Annotated in this window: 19 protein-coding genes; 14 read left to right on the top strand and 5 right to left on the bottom strand. The window is 67.1% G+C overall.

Annotated elements, in window-relative coordinates; genetic code table 11:
- Positions 1-112 precede the first annotated feature (112 nt).
- A complete protein-coding gene (locus tag V3B30_RS04495; protein ID WP_262082654.1) occupies positions 113-403 on the bottom strand; it encodes a hypothetical protein in 291 nt (96 codons plus the stop codon).
- Between the two features lie 191 nt (positions 404-594).
- On the opposite strand from V3B30_RS04495, the gene V3B30_RS04490 reads away from it, so the two are divergent.
- Positions 595-1719 carry a GNAT family N-acetyltransferase gene (locus V3B30_RS04490; protein ID WP_262082655.1) on the top strand — a complete coding sequence of 375 codons (1125 nt, stop codon included), beginning with the start codon at positions 595-597 and terminating at the stop codon, positions 1717-1719.
- 58 nt (positions 1720-1777) lie between these two features.
- Here the strand turns inward: V3B30_RS04490 and V3B30_RS04485 are convergent, their stop codons facing one another.
- Positions 1778-3046: a hypothetical protein gene (locus tag V3B30_RS04485; RefSeq protein WP_262082656.1), complete on the bottom strand. Its 1269-nt coding sequence runs from the start codon at positions 3044-3046 to the stop codon at positions 1778-1780.
- 72 nt (positions 3047-3118) lie between these two features.
- Here V3B30_RS04485 and aat point away from each other — a divergent pair, with 72 nt between their 5' ends.
- From aat to V3B30_RS04470, 3 genes are all read left to right on the top strand, one after another.
- Positions 3119-3859: a leucyl/phenylalanyl-tRNA--protein transferase gene (aat, locus tag V3B30_RS04480; RefSeq protein ID WP_262082682.1), complete on the top strand. Its 741-nt coding sequence runs from the start codon at positions 3119-3121 to the stop codon at positions 3857-3859.
- Positions 3860-3945: 86 nt separating this feature from the next.
- On the top strand, positions 3946-4164 hold the full coding sequence (gene infA / locus V3B30_RS04475) for a translation initiation factor IF-1 (RefSeq protein ID WP_005409596.1): 219 nt from the start codon (positions 3946-3948) through the stop codon (positions 4162-4164).
- Positions 4165-4366: 202 nt separating this feature from the next.
- Positions 4367-4747: a hypothetical protein gene (locus tag V3B30_RS04470; protein ID WP_262082657.1), complete on the top strand. Its 381-nt coding sequence runs from the start codon at positions 4367-4369 to the stop codon at positions 4745-4747.
- Between the two features lie 71 nt (positions 4748-4818).
- Here the strand turns inward: V3B30_RS04470 and clpA are convergent, their stop codons facing one another.
- Positions 4819-7104 carry an ATP-dependent Clp protease ATP-binding subunit ClpA gene (gene clpA / locus V3B30_RS04465; RefSeq protein ID WP_100472226.1) on the bottom strand — a complete coding sequence of 762 codons (2286 nt, stop codon included), beginning with the start codon at positions 7102-7104 and terminating at the stop codon, positions 4819-4821.
- 138 nt (positions 7105-7242) lie between these two features.
- On the opposite strand from clpA, the gene V3B30_RS04460 reads away from it, so the two are divergent.
- The gene (locus V3B30_RS04460; RefSeq protein WP_262082659.1) at positions 7243-8055 is read left to right on the top strand and encodes an APH(6) family putative aminoglycoside O-phosphotransferase; all 813 of its coding nucleotides are present in this window, start codon (positions 7243-7245) and stop codon (positions 8053-8055) included.
- A gap of 76 nt (positions 8056-8131) precedes the next feature.
- Here the strand turns inward: V3B30_RS04460 and clpS are convergent, their stop codons facing one another.
- The gene (gene clpS / locus V3B30_RS04455; protein WP_006444529.1) at positions 8132-8458 is read right to left on the bottom strand and encodes an ATP-dependent Clp protease adapter ClpS; all 327 of its coding nucleotides are present in this window, start codon (positions 8456-8458) and stop codon (positions 8132-8134) included.
- Between the two features lie 112 nt (positions 8459-8570).
- On the opposite strand from clpS, the gene V3B30_RS04450 reads away from it, so the two are divergent.
- From V3B30_RS04450 to V3B30_RS04415, 8 genes are all read left to right on the top strand, one after another.
- Complete coding sequence (locus V3B30_RS04450) at positions 8571-9044, top strand: YbjN domain-containing protein (protein ID WP_100472224.1); 474 nt, start codon at positions 8571-8573, stop codon at positions 9042-9044.
- A 1-nt stretch (position 9045) separates the two neighbouring features.
- Positions 9046-9507, top strand: coding sequence for an NUDIX hydrolase (locus V3B30_RS04445; protein ID WP_262082661.1), 462 nt, complete (start codon positions 9046-9048; stop codon positions 9505-9507).
- Positions 9504-10646, top strand: coding sequence for a tRNA 2-thiouridine(34) synthase MnmA (gene mnmA / locus V3B30_RS04440; protein WP_100472222.1), 1143 nt, complete (start codon positions 9504-9506; stop codon positions 10644-10646). The genes V3B30_RS04445 and mnmA overlap by 4 nt, the downstream gene beginning before the upstream one ends.
- Positions 10643-11257, top strand: coding sequence for a high frequency lysogenization protein HflD (gene hflD / locus V3B30_RS04435; protein WP_010485865.1), 615 nt, complete (start codon positions 10643-10645; stop codon positions 11255-11257). Before mnmA ends, hflD begins: the two co-directional genes overlap by 4 nt.
- Before the next feature lie 169 nt (positions 11258-11426).
- Entirely contained in the window at positions 11427-12617 is a 1191-nt protein-coding gene (locus V3B30_RS04430; RefSeq protein WP_049421939.1) for a methyl-accepting chemotaxis protein, read from the top strand.
- A 98-nt stretch (positions 12618-12715) separates the two neighbouring features.
- A complete protein-coding gene (locus tag V3B30_RS04425; protein WP_099552262.1) occupies positions 12716-12931 on the top strand; it encodes a hypothetical protein in 216 nt (71 codons plus the stop codon).
- Between the two features lie 97 nt (positions 12932-13028).
- On the top strand, positions 13029-13376 hold the full coding sequence (locus tag V3B30_RS04420) for a hypothetical protein (RefSeq protein ID WP_262082664.1): 348 nt from the start codon (positions 13029-13031) through the stop codon (positions 13374-13376).
- Between the two features lie 170 nt (positions 13377-13546).
- Positions 13547-13756: a hypothetical protein gene (locus V3B30_RS04415; protein WP_262082665.1), complete on the top strand. Its 210-nt coding sequence runs from the start codon at positions 13547-13549 to the stop codon at positions 13754-13756.
- A gap of 219 nt (positions 13757-13975) precedes the next feature.
- Here the strand turns inward: V3B30_RS04415 and V3B30_RS04410 are convergent, their stop codons facing one another.
- On the bottom strand, positions 13976-16735 hold the full coding sequence (locus tag V3B30_RS04410) for a GGDEF domain-containing phosphodiesterase (protein WP_262082666.1): 2760 nt from the start codon (positions 16733-16735) through the stop codon (positions 13976-13978).
- 130 nt (positions 16736-16865) lie between these two features.
- Between V3B30_RS04410 and V3B30_RS04405 the strand changes: the two genes are divergently transcribed.
- Positions 16866-18968 carry a PAS domain-containing sensor histidine kinase gene (locus tag V3B30_RS04405; protein ID WP_100472217.1) on the top strand — a complete coding sequence of 701 codons (2103 nt, stop codon included), beginning with the start codon at positions 16866-16868 and terminating at the stop codon, positions 18966-18968.
- Positions 18969-18972: the final 4 nt, after the last annotated feature.

The following is an 18972-nucleotide window of genomic DNA, read 5'->3' as shown; positions in this document are numbered from 1 at the left end:
GGAAATGCGCCTCCATTGGCTTACCCTGAAAAAGGAACTCCACGTCCAGGATTTCCAGGCCCGCCTGATCGGAGTAGTGCCGAAGATCAGCGGCCAGCGGTATGAGGAAGAGCTATCCATAGTTCTGGTCGTTGCCCGGAAGGTATCCGGAGCCGAAGTCGACGACCATCCTGCGCTTTTGCGGATCTACCGCTACGCTCACAGTCACTTGGCGCAACCTGCCCTTCTCTTGCAGATGGCGTGTCAACTGGGAGGAAATTTCGCGCTCAAGCAGCGCCACCAACTCTGCATAGGCGCCCGGATCTTCCGCTGCCTTCGAGATCTCGGCTGCAGAAGCCAACACGGGCGGCACAAAGAACAGGCCGCACGCGACCACGGCAGTTGCAAGCTTCAATCCTTTCATTGTTGATTCCTCCATGGGTGGGATGCGCGCCGCTCATGCAGCGCCCCGCCACCCTGCCGAGCCGTGCGCCGGTAATTCCGCACCAAGCGCACACGGATGGAGATTTCAAACTTCCCTCACCCCCAACCGGAACAAACCAACCCAGCCCCGCCAACACCGTTCGCGATCCACCTGGCCTATCCTTGCCAACCATGCCCTCCGCCCGCTTCCTCGACTCTCTGCAGTCCATTCCCGCCACCGACTGGGATGCGCTGCACGACGGCCAGAACCCGTTCGTCAGCCATGCCTTCCTGTCTGGCCTGGAACAACACGGCTGCCTGCGCGAGGACTGGGGCTGGCAGCCCCGGCACTTCACGCTGTGGGAGGGCGACCACCTGGTTGGCGCCATACCGGGTTACCTGAAGACCAATTCGCACGGCGAGTTCGTGTTCGACCACGCCTGGGCCAACGCCTATGCCCGGCATGGCCGTGACTACTACCCGAAATGGCTGGGCGCGGTGCCGTACTCGCCGGTCACCGGCCCGCGCCTGCTGGCCCGTCACGATTCAGAACGCGCCGCGTTGCTGTCGGCATTGCGTGATGCGCTGCCCGCACTGCACGTGTCCTCGGCTCATATCAATTTCCACACAGCGGGCGACGAGGCGCTGTTCGGCGATGACTGGCTGCTGCGTGAGGACGTGCAGTTCCAGTGGCAGAATCCGGGTGAGTGGGCGACCTTCGATCAGTTCCTCGGCGCGATGGATCACAAGCACCGCAAGAACATCCGCCAGGAACGGGCCAAGGTCACCCGCCAGGGCATCACGTTCCGCGTAGTACATGGCGACGAGGCCAGCCGCGCCGACCTGCAGGCCATGTACCGTTTCTACCTGCAGACCTTCCTCGAATACGGCAATGCCCCGGCGCTGACCGAGGCGTTCCTGCGTCATCTGGCCATTTCATTGGGACGCGGGCTGGTGCTGTTCCTGGCCGAGCAGGAGGGCCAGCCGATTGCCGGTGCACTGTGCCTGCGTGGCGGCCACACGCTCTACGGCCGTTACTGGGGCGGCGCCACCCTGCCTGGCCTGCACTTCGAGGCCTGCTACTACCAGGGCATCGAGTACTGCCTGCGCGAGGGGCTGAGCCGATTCGAGCCCGGCGCACAGGGCGAGCACAAGCTGGCGCGCGGCTTCCTGCCGGCACTGGTGCGCAGCCGGCACTGGGTGGCCGATGCGGAGTTTGCAGAAGCGCTGCAGGACTGGTGCCGGCAGGAGCGTCGGGATGTGCGGCGTTACCGGCAGGAACTGCAGGGGCATGGGCCGTTCCGCGCAGGGCCGTAGTGGAAAAGCGTGCCAACCAAGGTTGGCACCTACCGGCGCGATGGGGCGCGTACTGCGCTCAGGTGCACTGCCAGAAGTGCCCACTCACCCGGCACGTTGCGCACCAGAACGTATAGAGCATGCCGCCGCTGCCCCACAGCAGCGTGCCCTCAGCCGTGGTCGGCAGCGTTGAATCCAGCTGCATCACGAACGGCATCTCCTCGCCGCAATCGATGCACGCCGGGTACCAGGCGCTCTGCACCCAGCTCGGCGCACCACCCACGCGCGACAGGTTCTGCCGATGGTTGGACTGGCCCCAGTCCTGTTGCTGCCAGCGCACGCTTTCCAGGGCCACAAGGCCCACCTCGGCCTGCATCAGGTCGCCACTGTCGGTGGGCGTATTCGGCACCGCGCGATACTGGCTGGGATGGCAATTGGGTAGGCCGTCGGCATCGTGGCGATAGAAGCGCACCGGCGGCTCTTCCCAGCCGCAGCAATCCAGGCAGAGCCCCAGCGTAACCTCACCCTCCGCGCCGGGCTGCAGTACGGCAGCATGGGTCTGCAGCAGGCGCTGCAGCGGCGCGTGACAACCACCGCACAGTGCGTCCAGCAGCCCACCCATGCGGCCCGTGTGATGCACCTCGCCTCCATTCCAGGTCGGATGCAGGCGCCAGATGCGCTTGCGCCAGCTTGGCTCATCGGCCAACTGCGCGCGGTGCTGCTCACGGCCGAAGCGGATGTGCAGTGGCCTCTCACCGTACAGGCGGCGCGGCAGCGGACCGTTGGCCACGCCAGCCCAGTGCGCCCAGATCTCGGCATCCAGCTGGCCCCAGTCGACGAGGTAGCCCCGGGCTACGGTGTAGGTTTCGGGCTGAGCAGCAAGCAGCAGCGCCCTCGCGCGCGCCATCTCCCGATCATCCCCGGCCTCGGCCAGCATCTGTGCCCAGTGTGCGGCGGTCGCGGCGGACAGGCCCTGCCAGACCTGCGAGGCCAACTGCACCTGATCTTCGTGGGCCACCGCCAGCAACGCCTCCCAATCTTCCTGCAGCACCTGCGGCGCCTGGTAGCTGGCGAACGCCATCACGCTGGCCAGCAGTTCACCGCGCTCGCCCTCGCGATAGCGGCGCCATGCATCGGCCGCGACTGCGGGCACCGCCTCATCCGGCAGCAGGTCCAGCGCCATGTCGAGGAAGGCCGAGCCCGGTGAGCGTCGCACCAAGGCCTGCAGCATCAACTCCCCTAGCTGATGCGGATGCTCGCTGGCCAGCGACAGCAGCATGCCTTGGCTGTCGTTGCGCGTGCGCGGGGTGTCATGCACGTCGAGGATGGCTGGGATCGGGTCGCTCATTCGCAGGCTCCTTGCCGGTGAAGCGTGATGGTGCCAGACATCAACCATCACCACGGCGAATACAATGGCGGCATGACCCGCCAGCTGCCCTGGCGCCTGGCCGATGCGCCGGACGCCCCCTTCCCGCCGGCCGAGACCGCCCTGCGCCAGCCCGACGGCCTGCTCGCGGTGGGCGGCGACCTGCATCCGGCGCGCCTGCTCAACGCCTACGCCGGCGGTATCTTTCCGTGGTTCAGCGAGGGCGAGCCGATCCTGTGGTGGTCGCCCGACCCGCGCATGGTGTTCCGGACCGATGGCGTGCATCTGTCCAGCCGCTTCCGCCGCCAGTTGCGCGGCAGCACCTGGGAGGTCACCGCCGACACCGCCTTCAGCCGGGTGATGCGCGCCTGTGCGGCAGCGCCTCGGCCCGGCCAGGACGACACCTGGATCAGCCCGGCGATGGTTGAGGCCTACAGCCAGTTGCACGATCTCGGCTTTGCCCACTCCTTCGAGGTCTGGGACCGGCAGACGCTGGTCGGCGGCATCTATGGGGTGGCGATCGGGTCGATGTTCTTCGGCGAGAGCATGTTCAGTGGCGCCAGCGGCGGCTCCAAGATCGCCCTGGCGGCGCTGGCATCCACGCTTCACGGCTGGGGCTGGGCGCTGATCGATGCCCAGGTGGAGAATCCGCACCTGCTGCGGATGGGCGCCGAACACCTGCCGCGCGCGGCGTTTCTGGAGCACGTGCGCCACGCGGTGCGCCATGACGGCCGTGAAGGCCCCTGGACGCAGGCGGTCGGACGCTTGCCGGCACAGCGTTTGGCCGGGGGTTAACACAAACTTTGCAAGCTGGGCCCGTCACGCGTAAAATACCGCGCCTTAGGCCCAGCGTGGCCGTTTTCTGAACCGCACAGGACTACATGTCGAAAGACGATTCCATCGAGTTCGAGGGCACCGTCAGCGAGACGCTGCCGAACACCACTTTCCGCGTTCGCCTGGAAAATGGGCACGAAATCATCGCCCACATCTCCGGCCGCATGCGCAAGAACTACATCCGCATCCTCACCGGTGACCGGGTCAAGGTTGAAATGACCCCGTACGACCTGACCAAGGGTCGTATCACCTACCGCATGAAGTAAGCGGTCGGCGCGCCGCGCCACTTCGACAAGGCCAGCCCTGGTTGCTGGCCTTTTGTCATGCCTGCAATCCGGCCCTGCCGGAGGTCATCGTGACCGAACTCACCGTGACGTCGGTCAGCCCTGCTTGCGGCAGATTCGACCCTGCACGCGTGGCGGCATCGTGGGAGCCGATCCAGTCCGGATCGCCATCCCCTGCCCCGCCATGAACATGCTCCCGCTGACCACCCTGCTCATCGCCGTTGTCGCGTCCGCCAGCGCATCGCCCGCGCGCGCCGCCGATACCCCTTCCACCACCAGTGACTGCGTCCAGCTGGGCAGCGACCAGCAACTGGTGCGCGCCGGCGCCTCGCGCAACATCCTGCTGCGCAATGGCCAGGACCACTACGTCGTGCATTTCCAGGACGACTGTTCCGCTGCGGGCTACTCGCGGAAGTTGAGCTTTTCCACGGAAGGGCAGCAGGGCCTGCTGTGCACCGCCGGGCGCAGCCAGCTGCAGACCGACTCCAGCCGCTGCACCGTGGCGCAGATCGAGCCGATCGACGAGGCCACCTTCAAGAAGAAGACCCGCCAGCGCAGCCGCTGACCGCGCACATGACAAGGGCGGCCGGAGCCGCCCTTGTTGCCCGAGCTCACCGGGCCAGGCCCGGCGTCAGCTCACTCCACCGTGACCGGCAGCAGGCGTTCCGGTTCGGCCTGGGTCTCGACCACCAGCTCGTCGTCGCGGACATCGATGCTGACCTTGCCGCCGTTGACCAGCTTGCCGAACAGCAGCTCGTCGGCCAGCGGACGCTTGATCTTGTCCTGGATCACGCGGGCCATCGGGCGCGCACCCATCAGCGGGTCGAAGCCGTGGTGGGCCAGCCAGTCGCGCGCGGTCGGGGTGGCCGACAGGCTGACGTGCTTGTCCTGCAGCAGCATCTCCAGCTCGATCAGGAACTTGTCGACCACGCGCAGGATGTGCTCGAAGCCCAGCGCCTGGAACTGCACCACCGCATCGAGGCGGTTGCGGAATTCCGGGGTGAAGCTGCGGCGGATCGTCTCCATCGCGTCGGTGGCATGGTCCTGCTTGGTGAAGCCGATCGAGCGCCGCGAGGCCTGGGCCGCGCCGGCATTGGTGGTCATCACCAGCACCACGTTCTTGAAGTTGGCTTCGCGACCATTGGTATCGGTCAGCACGCCGCGGTCCATCACCTGCAACAGGATGTTGAAGATGTCCGGGTGCGCCTTCTCGATTTCGTCCAGCAGCAGCACGCAGTGCGGCGTCTTGACGATCTTCTCGGTCAGCAGGCCGCCCTGGTCGAAGCCGACGTAGCCCGGAGGGGCGCCGATCAGGCGACTGATCGAATGCGGCTCCATGTATTCGGACATGTCGAAGCGGACCAGCTCGATGCCCAGCTGCAGCGCCAGCTGCTTGGTCACCTCGGTCTTGCCGACACCGGTCGGACCGGCGAACAGGAAGTTGCCGATCGGCTTTTCCGGGTTGCCAAGGCCGGAGCGTGCCAGCTTGATCGCCGAGGACAGTGTCTCGATGGCCGGATCCTGGCCGAAGATCACCATCTTCAGGTTGCGCTCCAGGTGCTGCAGCACATCCTTGTCGGTGGCGCTGACCTGCTTGGTGGGAATGCGCGCCATCTTGGCGACGATCGCCTCCACTTCCTCGACGTCGATCAGCTCCTTGCGCTGCCCTTCCGGCAGCAGGCGCTGACGGGCGCCGGCCTCGTCGATCACGTCGATGGCCTTGTCCGGCAGCAGGCGGTCGCCGATGTGCTTCACCGACAGGTCCACCGCCGCCTGCAGCGCCTCGTCGGAATAGGTCACGCCGTGGTGCAGTTCGTACTTGGACTTCAGCCCCTGCAGGATCTCGTAGGTCTCGCCGACGGTCGGCTCGACGATGTCGATCTTCTGGAAGCGGCGGGCCAGCGCCCGATCCTTCTCGAAGATGCCACGGTATTCCTGGAAGGTGGTCGAGCCGATGCAGCGCAGCTCACCGGAGGCCAGCGCCGGCTTGATCAGGTTGGACGCATCCATGGTGCCGCCCGAGGCCGAACCGGCACCGATGATGGTGTGGATCTCGTCGATGAACAGCACCGCATTGGGCACTTTCTTCAACGCGGTCAGCACGCTCTTCAGGCGCTTCTCGAAGTCGCCACGGTACTTGGTGCCAGCCACCAGGGCGCCCAGGTCGAGCGAATAGATCACCGCGTCGGCCAGCACCTCGGGCACCGAGCCCTCGACGATGCGGCGGGCCAGGCCCTCGGCAATCGCGGTCTTGCCCACGCCGGCCTCGCCCACGTACAGCGGGTTGTTCTTGCGGCGGCGGCACAGGACCTGGATGGTGCGCTCGATCTCGTCGGCACGCCCGACCAGCGGGTCGATGCGACCGGCCCGGGCCTGTTCGTTGAGGTTGCTGGCGAACTCGGCCAGGGCATCGCCCTTCGGCTCACCCTCCCCGCCTTCGATGCGGCCTTCGCCCTCGGAGGAGGAGGACGGCTGCTCGCCCTCCTCGCCCAGCTTGGCGATGCCATGGGACAGGTAATTGACCACGTCCAGCCGGGTGACGTCCTGCTGGTTGAGGTAATAGACGGCATGCGAGTCCTTTTCGCCGAAGATGGCGACCAGCACATTGGCGCCGGTGACCTCCTTCTTGCCCGAGGACTGCACGTGGTACACGGCCCGCTGCAGCACGCGCTGGAAGCCCAGGGTGGGCTGGGTATCGCGGCCGTCATCTTCGGCCAGGCGGGACACGGAGGCCTCGATGGCCTGCTCCAGCTCCTGGCGCAGGCGGTCGGCGTCGGCGCCGCAAGCCTTCAGTACGGCCTGGGCGGACGGGTTGTCGAGCAGTGCCAACAGCAGGTGTTCGACCGTCATGAATTCATGCCGGGCCTCACGGGCGCGCTTGTAGCACTGGCCGATGGTGTGTTCGAGGTCTTTGCTGAACATGGATTACTCCGGCGGCAGATGGGGACAATATGCGGCCTGACTACGCGATTTCCATCACCCTAGCGGATTGCTGCGTTCAGATGGCGTTAGCAGTGCGAATTGCTTGATCTTCATTCACTCCAGGACAGCCCGCCCAGCATGAGCGAACCCTACCTGAGCCGCTGGCGATTGCGGCGTGATGGCGAGGCCATCGAAACACCGCGCGCCCGGCTCTGGCCGGTGCTGACCGCCGCCGGCGAACCGGCGATGCTGAAGGTCGGCGACGAACCCGAGGAACAGAACGCCCATCGGCTGCTGCGCTGGTGGGGTGGCGACGGCGCCGCCCGCCTGCTGGCCCACGAGGGACCAGCGATCCTGATCGAACGTGCCGGCCGCGACTCGCTGCGGAAACGTTCGATAGAGGGCGACGATGACGCCTGCACCACGATCCTGTGCCAGGTCCTGCTGCGGTTGCACCGGCCACGGAGTGCGCCGCCAGACGACCTGGTCTGCCTGCGTACATGGTTCGCCGACCTGCTGCAGCCAAGGGCGGCGCTGCCGCCACTGCTGGAACAGTGCAGATCACTGGCGGAGGGACTGCTGCAGGAGGAGTGCGAGATCCGGCCGCTGCACGGCGACCTGCACCACGACAATGTGCTCGATTTCGGCGCGCGCGGCTGGCTGGCGATCGACCCGAAGCGGCTGCTGGGCGACCGCGCGTTCGACTACACGACGATGTTCAGCAATCCGGACCTGTGCGGCCCTGGCATCCATGTGGCCACCCGGCCCGAGCGGTTTGCCGCCCGGCTGGAACAGGTAAGCGCACTGGCCGGCCTGGAGCGCACGCGCCTGCTGCGCTGGATCGCGGCCAGCATGGCGCTGTCGGCAGTGTGGTTCAGGGATGACGGCGACCCTGCCGACGTGGACGAGGCGGTGGCACGGATGGCGCTGGAGGCGCTGGCGGAGGGCTGATCCGTGCTTGGCAGGTGCCCACCTTGGGGGCACACCCATCCGGGAACAATGTGCCCGGACGAGAATCGGCAGCCGGTCAGGCCTTTTCCATCGTGCACAGCAGCGGGTGCTGGTTCATCCGCGAGTACTCGTTGACCTGGGCAACCTTGGTCTCGGCCACTTCACGGGTGAACACCCCGCAGACGCCGCGGCCGCGGGTGTGGACGTGCAACATCACCTGCGTGGCCTTGTCCAGGTCCATGCTGAAGAACTGCTGCAGCACGTCCACCACGAAATCCATCGGGGTGTAGTCGTCGTTGAGCAGCATCACCTGGTAGAACGGCGGCGGCGCCACTTCCGGGCGCGCGGGTTCCACGGCTACGCCGTGCTCGTGATGGGAATCGGGGGAAGACTCATGGGGCATCTGCCCATTATAGAGGCTCGGGCAAGCCTGCGTCGGCCCGACGCAGATTGGACGGCACGCGCGCCCACCGTCACAATTGCACCCTCTCTCAACACTGTTTCACAGGATCTTCATGAAAAGGACCCTTCTTCCCGCCCTGCTGATCGCTCTGGCCGCCGCCGGCTCCGCCGCCGCCGAGACCCAGGCCGACAAGTCCGTGGCCCGCCACCTGGACAAGCTGGGCTACACCTACGAAGTCGACGAGGATGGCGACTACCGCATGGTCTTCGACGTCGAGGGTGACCGCACCCAGATGGTCTACGTGCGCTCGGCGGTGGAAGACTTCGGCACCCACAACATCCGCGAGATCTGGGCGCCGGCCTACAGCGCCAAGACCAAGCAGTTCCCGGTCGCCGTGGCCAACCGCCTGCTGGAGGATTCGCAGGATGCCAAGATGGGCGGCTGGGTGAAGCAGGACACCACGGCCATGTTCGTGGTGAAGATCGACGCCGATGCCACCCCGGACCAGCTCAGCGACGCCATCGATGCGGCCATCCGCACCGCCGACGCGATGGAGCTGGAACTGACCAAGAAGGACGAGTTCTGAGTTGAACGCCACGCCGGACCCGCGCTGGGCACCGCACGCCACTGTCGCCACGGTGGTGATCGACGGCGGCCGCGTGTTGCTGGTCGAAGAGACCATCGACGGGCGCCGGGTGCTGAACCAGCCGGCCGGCCACCTCGAGCCGGGCGAAAGCCTGGCTGAGGCGGCCCTGCGCGAGACCCGGGAGGAAACCGGCTGGACGGTGCAGCTGACCCATTTCATCGGCTGCTACCAGTGGACCGCCGGCGACGGCACCGCCTTCCTGCGTTTCTGCTATGCGGCGCGCCCGGTCTCGCATGACCCGGCGCAGCCGCTGGACACCGGCATCGACCGCGCACTGTGGCTGACCCCGGCCGAGCTGCAGGCCGCCGGCGAGCGCCAGCGCAGCCCGCTGGTATGGCAGGTGGTGGCCGATTACCTGGGTGGCCAACGCCATCCGCTTTCGCTGGTCCGGGAGGTCGCATGAGCACTCCGCGTGTAATGGTGGGCGTCTCCGGTGGCGTCGACTCTTCGGTCGCCGCCTGGCGCCTGGTGCAGCAGGGCGAGGCCGTGGCTGGCCTGTTCATGCAGAACTGGGCCGATGATGGCAGCGGCGACTGCCGCGCCGAAGACGACCGCCGCGATGCGGTGGCTGTCTGCGGCCTGCTCGGCATCCCGTTCCACTTCCGCGATTTTTCCAGCGAGTACTGGCAGGGTGTGTTCGAACACTTCCTGGCCGAGTACGCCGCCGGCCGCACGCCGAACCCGGACGTGCTGTGCAACCGCGAAGTGAAGTTCAAGCACTTCCTGGATGCCGCGCGCGAACTGGGCGCCGAGCGCATCGCCACCGGCCACTACGCGCGGGTGACCCAGCGCGGCGGCCAGTGGCTGCTGCTGCGCGGTGCCGACCGCTCCAAGGACCAGAGCTACTTCCTGCACCAGCTGGGCCAGGCGCAGCTGGCTGCCACCCTGTTTCCGATCGGCGACCTGGAAAAGAGCGACCTGCGCCGCATCGCGCGCGACGTCGGTCTACCGACCCATGCCAAGAAGGACTCCACCGGCATCTGCTTCATCGGCGAGCGCGACTTCCGCGAGTTCCTCGGCCGCTACCTGCCGGCCAAACCCGGCCAGATCCTCGACCCGGCCGATGGCAGCGTCATCGCCGAGCACCCGGGGGTGTTCTATTTCACCCTGGGGCAGCGCGAAGGCCTGAACATCGGCGGCGTGCGCGGCCGCCCCGCTGCGCCGTGGTACGTGGTCGGCAAGGATGTGGCCAGCAACGTGCTGTACGTGGACCAGGACCGCGACAGCAAGTGGATGCTGTCCGACCGCCTGCGTTCGGAGACCGCGCACTGGGTTGCCGGTTCGCCCCCGGCTCGCCGTTTTGAGTGCACGGCACAGACCCGCTACCGCCAGCCCGATGAGCCGTGTGCAGTCGAGGTGCTGGATGATGGCAGCGTGCTGGTCACCTTCGCGTGCCCGCAGCGCGCCGTTACGCCCGGTCAATCACTGGTGCTGTATGACGGTGACGTGTGCCTGGGTGGCGCAGTGATCGCCGCCACCGATGCGCCGCTGGAACAGCGCCTGCGCACCACCCCTTCTCCTTTTGAGGTAATCGCTGCATGAGTTTCACTGTCGACGACCGCGTCCTGGCCCTGGCCGGCATTGCCCAGGCCCTGCAGCAGGTACGCCGCATCGCCGATACCGGCCATTCCGACGCCGCCGCCGTGCGCACTGCCGTGGACAGCGTATTCCGCGTTGACGCGTCCTCGCCGCAGGAGGTGTTCGGTGACCGCCATGCACTGAAGGCCGGCCTGCGCCTGCTGCACAACTACTTCCGCAGCCAGGGCCAGGACCCGATCCTGCCCAAGCTGGCCCTGTCGGTACTGCAGCTGGAGCGGCGCTTCGTGCAGGACGGCGCCACCGTGAACAAGGTCGCCTCGGGCATCGAGCGCGCCCAGCGCCAGGCCACCGAACTGGGCGACAGCGGTCACCCGGACGTGCTGGCCAACCTGGGCGGCCTGTACGCCGACACCATCAGCCACCTGAAGCCGCGGGTGATGGTCCAGGGCAACCCGCACTACCTGGGCCAGGCCGGCGTGGTCGCCGAGATCCGCGCTCTGCTGCTGGCTGCGGTACGTTCGGCGGTGCTGTGGCGCCAGCTGGGGGGCAGCTACTGGGACTTCCTGTTCAGCCGCAAGGCGATGATCGAGGCTGTGGACCGGCAGCTGGCGTGAGCCCCATGGGGTCAGAGCCCTTTTCCCAAAGGGATCCGACCCCGCCTGACCCCGAATCCCCGGCAGCGCCGGAAAACCGGCGCATTCAGAATGCACTTCGAGGCACATCGACGTTAAAGAGAAAGGGGGTACGGCCGATACATCCTCCGTGCACCTCCCGAGAACGTCCATGTACTCACGCATTTTCATCCGTCTGGCCGCCCCCCTGGCTCTGACCCTGCTGCTCCCCTTCGCCATCGGTTTCGAATGGCCGGCCGCCCTGCGCTGGGCGATCCTGACCACGATGACGCTGAGCTGGCTCGGCTTTGCGTGGTGGACCACCCGCGCCCAGGCGCATCGTTCCCCGGAACATGCCCGTGTCCTGCGCGAGCAGGACCAGCTGCTGACCGAACTGCGCAACTTCGTCGGCAACGAGATCGACGGTTCGCGTGGCGAAGTGGAACGCGCCCGTGACCTGATCCGCCAGGCGGTTTCCAGCCTCGGCGGCAGCTTCGATGCGATGAACCGCAAGTCGCGCCAGCAGAGCCAGGCCCTGTCGCGCATCGTCGACCGCGCCGGTGATGAAGGCAATGCCGGCCTCGACGTTGCGCGTTTCGCCCAGCACGCCAGCCACCGCATGGAACAGCTGGTGGAAGCGCTGGAACAGGTGAGCGGCCAGAGCAGTACCACCGTGCAGCACATCGACCAGATGGCGCAGCACCTGGACGGCATCTTCGCGCTGCTGGAAGACGTCAAGTCGATCGCCGACCAGACCAACCTGCTGGCGCTGAACGCTGCCATCGAAGCTGCGCGTGCCGGTGAAGCCGGTCGTGGCTTCGCGGTGGTCGCCGACGAAGTGCGCAACCTGTCCGAACGCTCGACCACGTTCAACGAGCAGATCCGCAAGCTGGCGCACAGTTCCAAGGACGCCATCGCCAAGGTCCGCGAGACGGTTTCGCACATGGCCTCGCGTGACATGGACCGTTCCCGTGAAGCGCGCCAGGAAGCGGCCGCGATGCTCGACAACGTGGCCCAGATCAATGCCTCGCTGGGCGACGGCATGCGCGAAGTCTCCGAGTGCGCCCGTTCGATCGATGGCAGCGTGGCCGAGGCCGTGCGCGCCCTGCAGTTCGAAGACATCGCCACCCAGGCGCTGGGCGGCGTGCACACCCACCTGGATCGCCTGACCGCGATCAACCGCGAGGCGGTGGCCCTGCAGGAACTGCTGCACCGCAATGGCGGCGTGTTCGACGAAGAGATCGCCACCGCCCTGCAGCGCACCGGCAACCGCCTGCGCGAACTGCGCAGCGAATGGGAACGCCCGCCGCACAAGCCGGTTGCCCAACAGAGCATGGGTGCTGGCACGGTCGAGCTGTTCTGATCCTGATGTCCGCTGCCGCTACCGGCAGCCCGCAAGGCCCCGGTTCTTCCGGGGCCTTTGCCTGTGACCCGCCGTTGGATGCATCCTGTACACGCACCATGACCCTGATCCGCGCCCTGCCCTCCCTCACCGACACCGAGCGCCCGCGCAACGCGAGCGTGCGTGAGCAGCTGCAGCAGCTGGAAGAGGTGGCACGCGAGGAGATCCGCGAGCTGCAGCAACTGGCCGATGCGCGGCCTGCACCGTCCCGCGCGGACGACGAGCTGCTGGGCCTGGCGTGGGACCTTGGGCTGGATGGGGAAGCGCTGAAGTAGATCCACGCCATGCGTGGATGGCCTTCACCGCCACCCGTTCCACACCCATGGCATGATCCGCCCATGCCATCTATGGCTGGACACGGAGTGTCGTCGCATGAGCACCACGTTCATGACCTGGCTGGGATTTGCTGCGATGGTGCTCATCGCGGTCACCTTTACCTGGCGTCCCGCCTACGCCACCTTGCGGCCGCCCCGGCATCGACCTGTCGCATTCCTGTTCGGCAGCCTGCTCTTCATGCTGATGGCCTTTCTATGCGCCTGGATGGCAGCAGCTGCCATCAGCACCGGGCATGTCCATCTGAGCCATCACCGCGTCGGCACCATTGATGCATGGCGGGACATCGAGCCGGTGACGTATTGGCTGATCATCGTGGCGGCGTATGTGCTCGGACTGCTGATCGCCAGCTATTCGATCGCAGGCATCGCATTGATGAACCGGTAGATCCACGACCTGCGGGAATGCACACGAACAACATCCACCCTCCGTCTTTTCGGACTTGTCGCATGGCCTGGATCAATGGCTGAGCCGCTGTCGCAGGACGAACAGGATGCTTTGAGGTTTGTGTTCGCGCGATATCTTGGCGATGTCGTGCAGGAACATCAAGGCGGCAAATGGACTCGCCACTGGACGATTCCAACGACATCAGTTTCAACATGCCGGTTATCCTGGGGCACTCATCCTGCCCGTGGCTGGAATTCAATCCCATCCATACGATGCATTGCTACGCCCTCCGGCCAAAGGCTGGAATGCTCCGAAGCATTGCCGCGCACAGTGTAAATCCGCAGATCCTCGACCTAGGCGATCTGGTGGAAGATGACTGACCTGGCGCTGCAAGCCTGTGTTGACAGCATCCACGCATGGCGTGGATCTGCTGGTTTTTGCGCGGCGTTATGCTGTCGTTGGCGAAGCGATGCCCGCACGGATCAGGTAGATCCACGCCCTGCGTGGATGATCGCGAGCGCGAGCATCCGTGCCGACCAACGGTCGGCACCCACCGGAGTCGGCACCCACCAGAGCTGGACTACACCAGCGTCGGGCTGTCAGCGCACCAGCACCGCTTCGCTGCTGGCGTCGGTGCGCACCGGTGCCGGGTGCTGCTGGCGCAGCCACTGTGCCAGGTCGCGCGGGCTGAGCGGCCGCGAGTACAGGTAGCCCTGGATTTCGTCGCAGCCCTGGCGGCGCAGCATGTCTTCTTCCTGGTGCGTTTCCACACCTTCGGCCACCACCTTCATGCCCAGCGCGTGGCCCAGGTGCACGATCGCCTGGGTGACTTCGGCCGTGCCCGAATCATGCAGCATGCCCTGCACGAAACTGCGGTCGATCTTCAGGCGCCCCACCGGGAAGCGGTTGAGGTAATTGAGGTTGGAGAAGCCGGTACCGAAGTCATCCACCGCGAGCGGTACGCCGTGCCGTTCCAGCACGTCGAAGCAATGGCGCAGGATGTCGGTGTCGCGGATCAGCGCCGACTCGGTCAGCTCCAACTCCAGCCGCTGCGGCGGCCAGCCGTGGGCATGGCAGATCTCGATCACCCGTTCGGCGAACCCGCGGTCGCGCAGCTGCACCGCCGATACATTGACCGCGATTCGGTCGAAATGTAGTCCAGCACGGTCCCAGGCGGTCGCCTGGCGGCAGGCTTCATTCAGCACCCAGTCGCCGATGCGCACGATTTCGCCGCATTTTTCGGCAATCGGGATGAACTCGGCCGGGCTGCAGTAGCCGATGCCGGGCCGATGCCAGCGCAGCAGCGCTTCAATCGCGGGCGGCTCGCCCTGGTGGGCGTGCAGCAACGGCTGGTAGGCCAGGCTGAATTCTTCGCGCTCGATCGCCCCGTGCAGGGCGTGCTCCAGTTCCAGCCTGCGCTGGATGCGCGCCAGCGCGTCCTGGCTGTAGTACTGGTAGGTGTTGCGCCCCGCTTCCTTGGCCGCGTACATCGCGGCGTCGGCGGCGCGCAGCAGTGAATCGAAGTCGGTCTGGGCATCACCCAGCATCGCGATGCCGACACTGGCGCCGACCTTCAAGGTGGTCTCGCCACGGCGCAGCGGCTCGGCCAGCGAGGCGATCAACTTGCGGGCGACATGCCCCGCGTCTTCCGGCTCGGCCAGGTCACGCAGCACCACGATGAACTCGTCACCGCTGAAGCGGCCGAACAGGTCGTTGTTGCGCAGGTTCTGGTGCAGCCGCGTGGCGGCGGCCTTCAGCAGCGCATCGCCGGTGGCATGGCCGAAGCTGTCGTTGATGGTCTTGAAGCCGTCCAGGTCGATGAACAGCATCGCCAGCGAGGTGCCGCGGTCGCGCGCCTCCTCGATCGCCTCTGCGGTCTGCTCGCCGAGCAGCACGCGGTTGGGCAGGCCGGTCAGCAGGTCGTAGTGGGCCAGCAGCTCGATGCGCTCGTTGGCCTCGCGCTCGCGGGTGATGTCACGGAACAGCACCACGAAGCGCGGCGGCAGGCCATCGCGACGGTCCAGCTCGATCAGTACCTGCACCCACACGCGCAGGCCGGACTGGCGGTAGAAGCACAGGTCCAGCTGCTCGGGCAGCCCACCTGCGGCGATCCGGCCCAGCGCCGCCTCGAAGGCGAGGCGCGAATCCTCGGTGTACAGCGCCAGCGCTTGATCCAGCGTGATCGGTTCCTTGCGCAGGCCGTGGATGCGATAGCACTCCTCGGTCCACTGCATGTGCCGGGTCTGCACTTCGATCTCGCAGCCGCCGATGCGGCCCAGCGCGGAAACCCGGTTGAGCAGCTCGGTGCGCCAGCGGATCAACGCGTCGGTCTGATGCTGCTCGGTGATGTTCTGCACCTGGCCGAGCAGGCGCTTGGGCTGCCCGTCCATGTCCAGCAGTGGCTGCATCCACAGGCGCAGATGCTGCGAAGGTTCATGGCCGCGGGTCAGCTCCAGCTCGAGATTGGCGGCACGGCCGTCACGCCACAGGCGCCGCCATGCCGCGCGCAGCGCACCCCGGGAACGCGGGTGCAGCTGCTTCAGCCAGCGCCGCTGGCCTGGCACGGCGCCCTGCCCCAGCGCCAGCAGCGAGCGCAGTTCCGGCGACCACCAGAAGTGACCGCTGTTGGGGTCGAACGACCAGCTGCCCATGCTGGCGATGCGCTGGGCCTCGCTCAGGTGCAGCTGTTGTTCCTGCAGCAGCGATTCAAGCTGCTTCTGCTGCTCGATATCGGTATGTGTACCCACCATGCGCAATGGCTGGCCGTCGGCGGTGCGCGCGACCACGCGGCCGCGATCCAACACCCAGCGCCACTGCCCGTCGGCCTGGCGGAAGCGGAACTGCGCGCTGTACTGCTCGCTTCGCCCTCGCAGGTGCTCGTCCAGCGCGGCGCGCACCTGGGCGATGTCCTCGCCGTGCACGCGCGACAGCATTTCGGTGGCGGTTTCGTCGCCCAGCGCCGGCGTGCGCGCCACGCGGTCACTGGGGATGTCCCAGTCCCACAGGCTGTGCCCGGCGCTGTCCAGTGCCAGCTCCCAACGCCCGCCACCGTCGACCGGTACCGGCTCGGGAACGCTCAGGGTGAACGCCAGCAGATTGCCGGCGCCGTCGTGCACGGCGCGCAGATGACCGTCGTAGTGCCCGCGCGGGCCACCTGGCAGCGTGCAGGCCACGATGCCGCCATCAGCGGCCAACAGGCGCAGATCTTCCAGCATCGGGGCATACGCGGCTACGGTAGCCGGCAGGCCATGCGCGCGCGCAGCGGGATTGGCCGCCAGCGGGCGGCCCGTGCGGTCGACGATGACCAGCGCCGACGCAAGCGGGTGCTGCAGCAGGCTGGCGATGATCCCTTGGTCCACGCGATCTTGCTCCGGATGACACGCCCGTCAGCGGGGCACGCAGTGGTTAACGGCGCCTGCGGCGGATAATTGAGTGGTCACGGCGCGCTGCGGGGTAAGATGACCGGCGCCCCTTTCACCCACCCCGTCCATGCCCGCAGAACCGACCGGCAACGCTCCAGTTCCCGACCCACGGATGGCGCAGGCGCTGAGCCGTGACCGACGGCGGGTAGTGCTGAGCTACCTGGTGATGGCGCTTGCATGGATGATCGCCACCGACAGCGTGGTGCAGGCGCTGGTGCCCGATCCGCAGCAGGCGGCCCTGTGGCAGGGCCTGAAGGGTTCGTTCTTCGCCCTGGCCAGCGCGGGCCTGCTGTATCTGCTGCTGCGTCCGCTGGCCGAACACGTGCTGCACACCCATGCGCGCCAGCAGGCCTCGGAGCTGCGCCTGCGGCAGATGTTCGAGGGCAACCCCGGCCCGATCCTCGTCTATGACCTGGACACGCTGGCGATCCTGGATGCCAACCCGGCCGCCTGCAGCACCTTCGGCTGGGACCGCGACGAGCTGCTGGAACAGACCATCGATGCCTTGTGGCCCCCGGGCCAGGACCAGGCGCTGCAGACCAAGCTGGAAGCAATACGCGAGGCGCCCGAGGAGCTGTGCATCCTGCGGGCGCAACTGCAGCTGCGCGACGGTTCGCTGCGGCAGATGGAACTGCGCTCCAACGCCATCAGCTACGACGGCCACAACGCCCGCCTGCTGATCGCCATCGATCGCACCGCCGAGGACCTGGCCCAGCTGCGCCGCGACCAGGCGCTGGCCCGGGTGGAGGAGGCCCATGAACTGGCCCGCATCGGCGCCTGGGAGCTTGATCCGTCCACCGGGCTGGGCCGTTATTCCAGCCAGGTCTATCGCCTGCTCGGCCGTCGCCCGCCCGAGGCCCGCCGCTGGCACCGCTTCGACGAGCTGCTGGTGCCGGCCGACCCGGCCACCGCCAGCCAGACCGAACAGCTGCTGGCCGAGCTGTGCTCCGGTGAGCCGGTGCAGGTGGACGTGCTGCTGCCGCTGCTGGCGATGGACGGCCGTGCGCTGATGGTGCACCTGCGCGCCGCCAGTGGGATCGATGAAGCGGGCCGCAGCCGCGTGCTGGGCACGCTGCAGGACGTGACCGAGCGGGAGCAGTCGCGGCGCCTTCTGCGCGAGCGCGAGGAACAGTTCCGCGAGCTGGTGCGGGTGCTGCCCGACGGCGTGGTGATCCTCTCCGACGAGCATGTGCTGTACGCCAACGCCTGGGCCGCTGGCCTGTTCGGCTACGGTAGCCACACCCTGCTTGGCGAGCCACTGTCGGCACTGGTCGCTGCCGCAGACCTGCCGCGGGTGCGCAGCCAGCTGCGCGCCGGCCAGCCGCACCTGGGTCCGGGCCACAGCAGCGTAGTGGCCATGCAGCGTGCCGACGGCCGCAGCTTCCATGCCGGCCTGGCGGTGGGCGAAGTCCGTTACGGCGGCCGCGACTGCAAGCTGCTGATCGTGCGCGACCTGAGCGATTCCGAACGCACCCGCAGCGCGCTGGAAACCAGCAACCGCGAGCTGCAGGCGATGGCCGGGCGGCTGTTCTCGCTGCAGGAGGATGAGCGTCGTGCGATCTCGCGCGACCTGCACGATGACATCGGCCAGGCCATCACCGCGATCAAGCTGTCGGCCTATGCAGCGCAGGACGAGGATGACCCGCTGCGCCGTGCCGAAGACCTGGCGCAGATCGTCAGCCTGGCCGACACCACCGTGGCCAAGTTGCGCGACATCTCCACCCTGCTGCGCCCGCCGCAGCTGGATGCACTGGGCCTGGAGGCGGCGCTGAGCTGGCAGGCGCGGGTGCTGTTCCGCTCCTCGCCGGTGGAGCTGCTGGCCGAGATCGAGCCGCTGCCGCACCGCCCCGACAACAGCATTGAACAGGCCTGCTTCCGCATCGCCCAGGAAAGCCTCACCAATGCCCTGCGCCACGCGCGCGCCAGCCAGGTACTGCTGCAGCTGCGCGATGTCGGCCAACGCGGCCTGCACCTGCAGATCCGCGATGATGGCGAGGGCTTCGATCCGGATGGCCCGCGCGGCCTCGGCCTGATCGTGATGCGCGAGCGCGCACAGAGCGTCGGTGGCCACGTGCGGATCGAATCCGCGCATGGCGAAGGCACCCTGATCGACGTCCACCTCCCCTACCAGGCGGCCAGCATGGCCGCCGTCGATTCACCGGAATACTGAGCCT

The sequence above is a fragment of the Stenotrophomonas sp. SMYL41 genome (genome assembly GCF_036319965.1).
Classification (GTDB): Bacteria; Pseudomonadota; Gammaproteobacteria; order Xanthomonadales; family Xanthomonadaceae; genus Stenotrophomonas; species Stenotrophomonas maltophilia_R.
The sequence above is the reverse complement of the archived record's forward strand: the minus strand, read 5'-3'. Positions and strand labels throughout refer to the sequence as shown.

Coding starts and splice junctions, on each gene's coding strand:
- V3B30_RS04405 (WP_100472217.1), top strand. CDS start 16,866: ATGCCCGCAGAACCGACCGGCAACGCTCCAGTTCCCGACCCACGGATG.
- V3B30_RS04450 (WP_100472224.1), top strand. CDS start 8,571: ATGAAAAGGACCCTTCTTCCCGCCCTGCTGATCGCTCTGGCCGCCGCC.
- aat (WP_262082682.1), top strand. CDS start 3,119: ATGACCCGCCAGCTGCCCTGGCGCCTGGCCGATGCGCCGGACGCCCCC.
- V3B30_RS04460 (WP_262082659.1), top strand. CDS start 7,243: ATGAGCGAACCCTACCTGAGCCGCTGGCGATTGCGGCGTGATGGCGAG.
- V3B30_RS04470 (WP_262082657.1), top strand. CDS start 4,367: ATGAACATGCTCCCGCTGACCACCCTGCTCATCGCCGTTGTCGCGTCC.
- V3B30_RS04495 (WP_262082654.1), bottom strand. CDS start 403: ATGAAAGGATTGAAGCTTGCAACTGCCGTGGTCGCGTGCGGCCTGTTC.
- V3B30_RS04485 (WP_262082656.1), bottom strand. CDS start 3,046: ATGAGCGACCCGATCCCAGCCATCCTCGACGTGCATGACACCCCGCGC.
- V3B30_RS04420 (WP_262082664.1), top strand. CDS start 13,029: ATGAGCACCACGTTCATGACCTGGCTGGGATTTGCTGCGATGGTGCTC.
- infA (WP_005409596.1), top strand. CDS start 3,946: ATGTCGAAAGACGATTCCATCGAGTTCGAGGGCACCGTCAGCGAGACG.
- V3B30_RS04490 (WP_262082655.1), top strand. CDS start 595: ATGCCCTCCGCCCGCTTCCTCGACTCTCTGCAGTCCATTCCCGCCACC.
- mnmA (WP_100472222.1), top strand. CDS start 9,504: ATGAGCACTCCGCGTGTAATGGTGGGCGTCTCCGGTGGCGTCGACTCT.
- V3B30_RS04425 (WP_099552262.1), top strand. CDS start 12,716: ATGACCCTGATCCGCGCCCTGCCCTCCCTCACCGACACCGAGCGCCCG.
- V3B30_RS04430 (WP_049421939.1), top strand. CDS start 11,427: ATGTACTCACGCATTTTCATCCGTCTGGCCGCCCCCCTGGCTCTGACC.
- clpS (WP_006444529.1), bottom strand. CDS start 8,458: ATGCCCCATGAGTCTTCCCCCGATTCCCATCACGAGCACGGCGTAGCC.
- V3B30_RS04415 (WP_262082665.1), top strand. CDS start 13,547: ATGGACTCGCCACTGGACGATTCCAACGACATCAGTTTCAACATGCCG.
- clpA (WP_100472226.1), bottom strand. CDS start 7,104: ATGTTCAGCAAAGACCTCGAACACACCATCGGCCAGTGCTACAAGCGC.
- hflD (WP_010485865.1), top strand. CDS start 10,643: ATGAGTTTCACTGTCGACGACCGCGTCCTGGCCCTGGCCGGCATTGCC.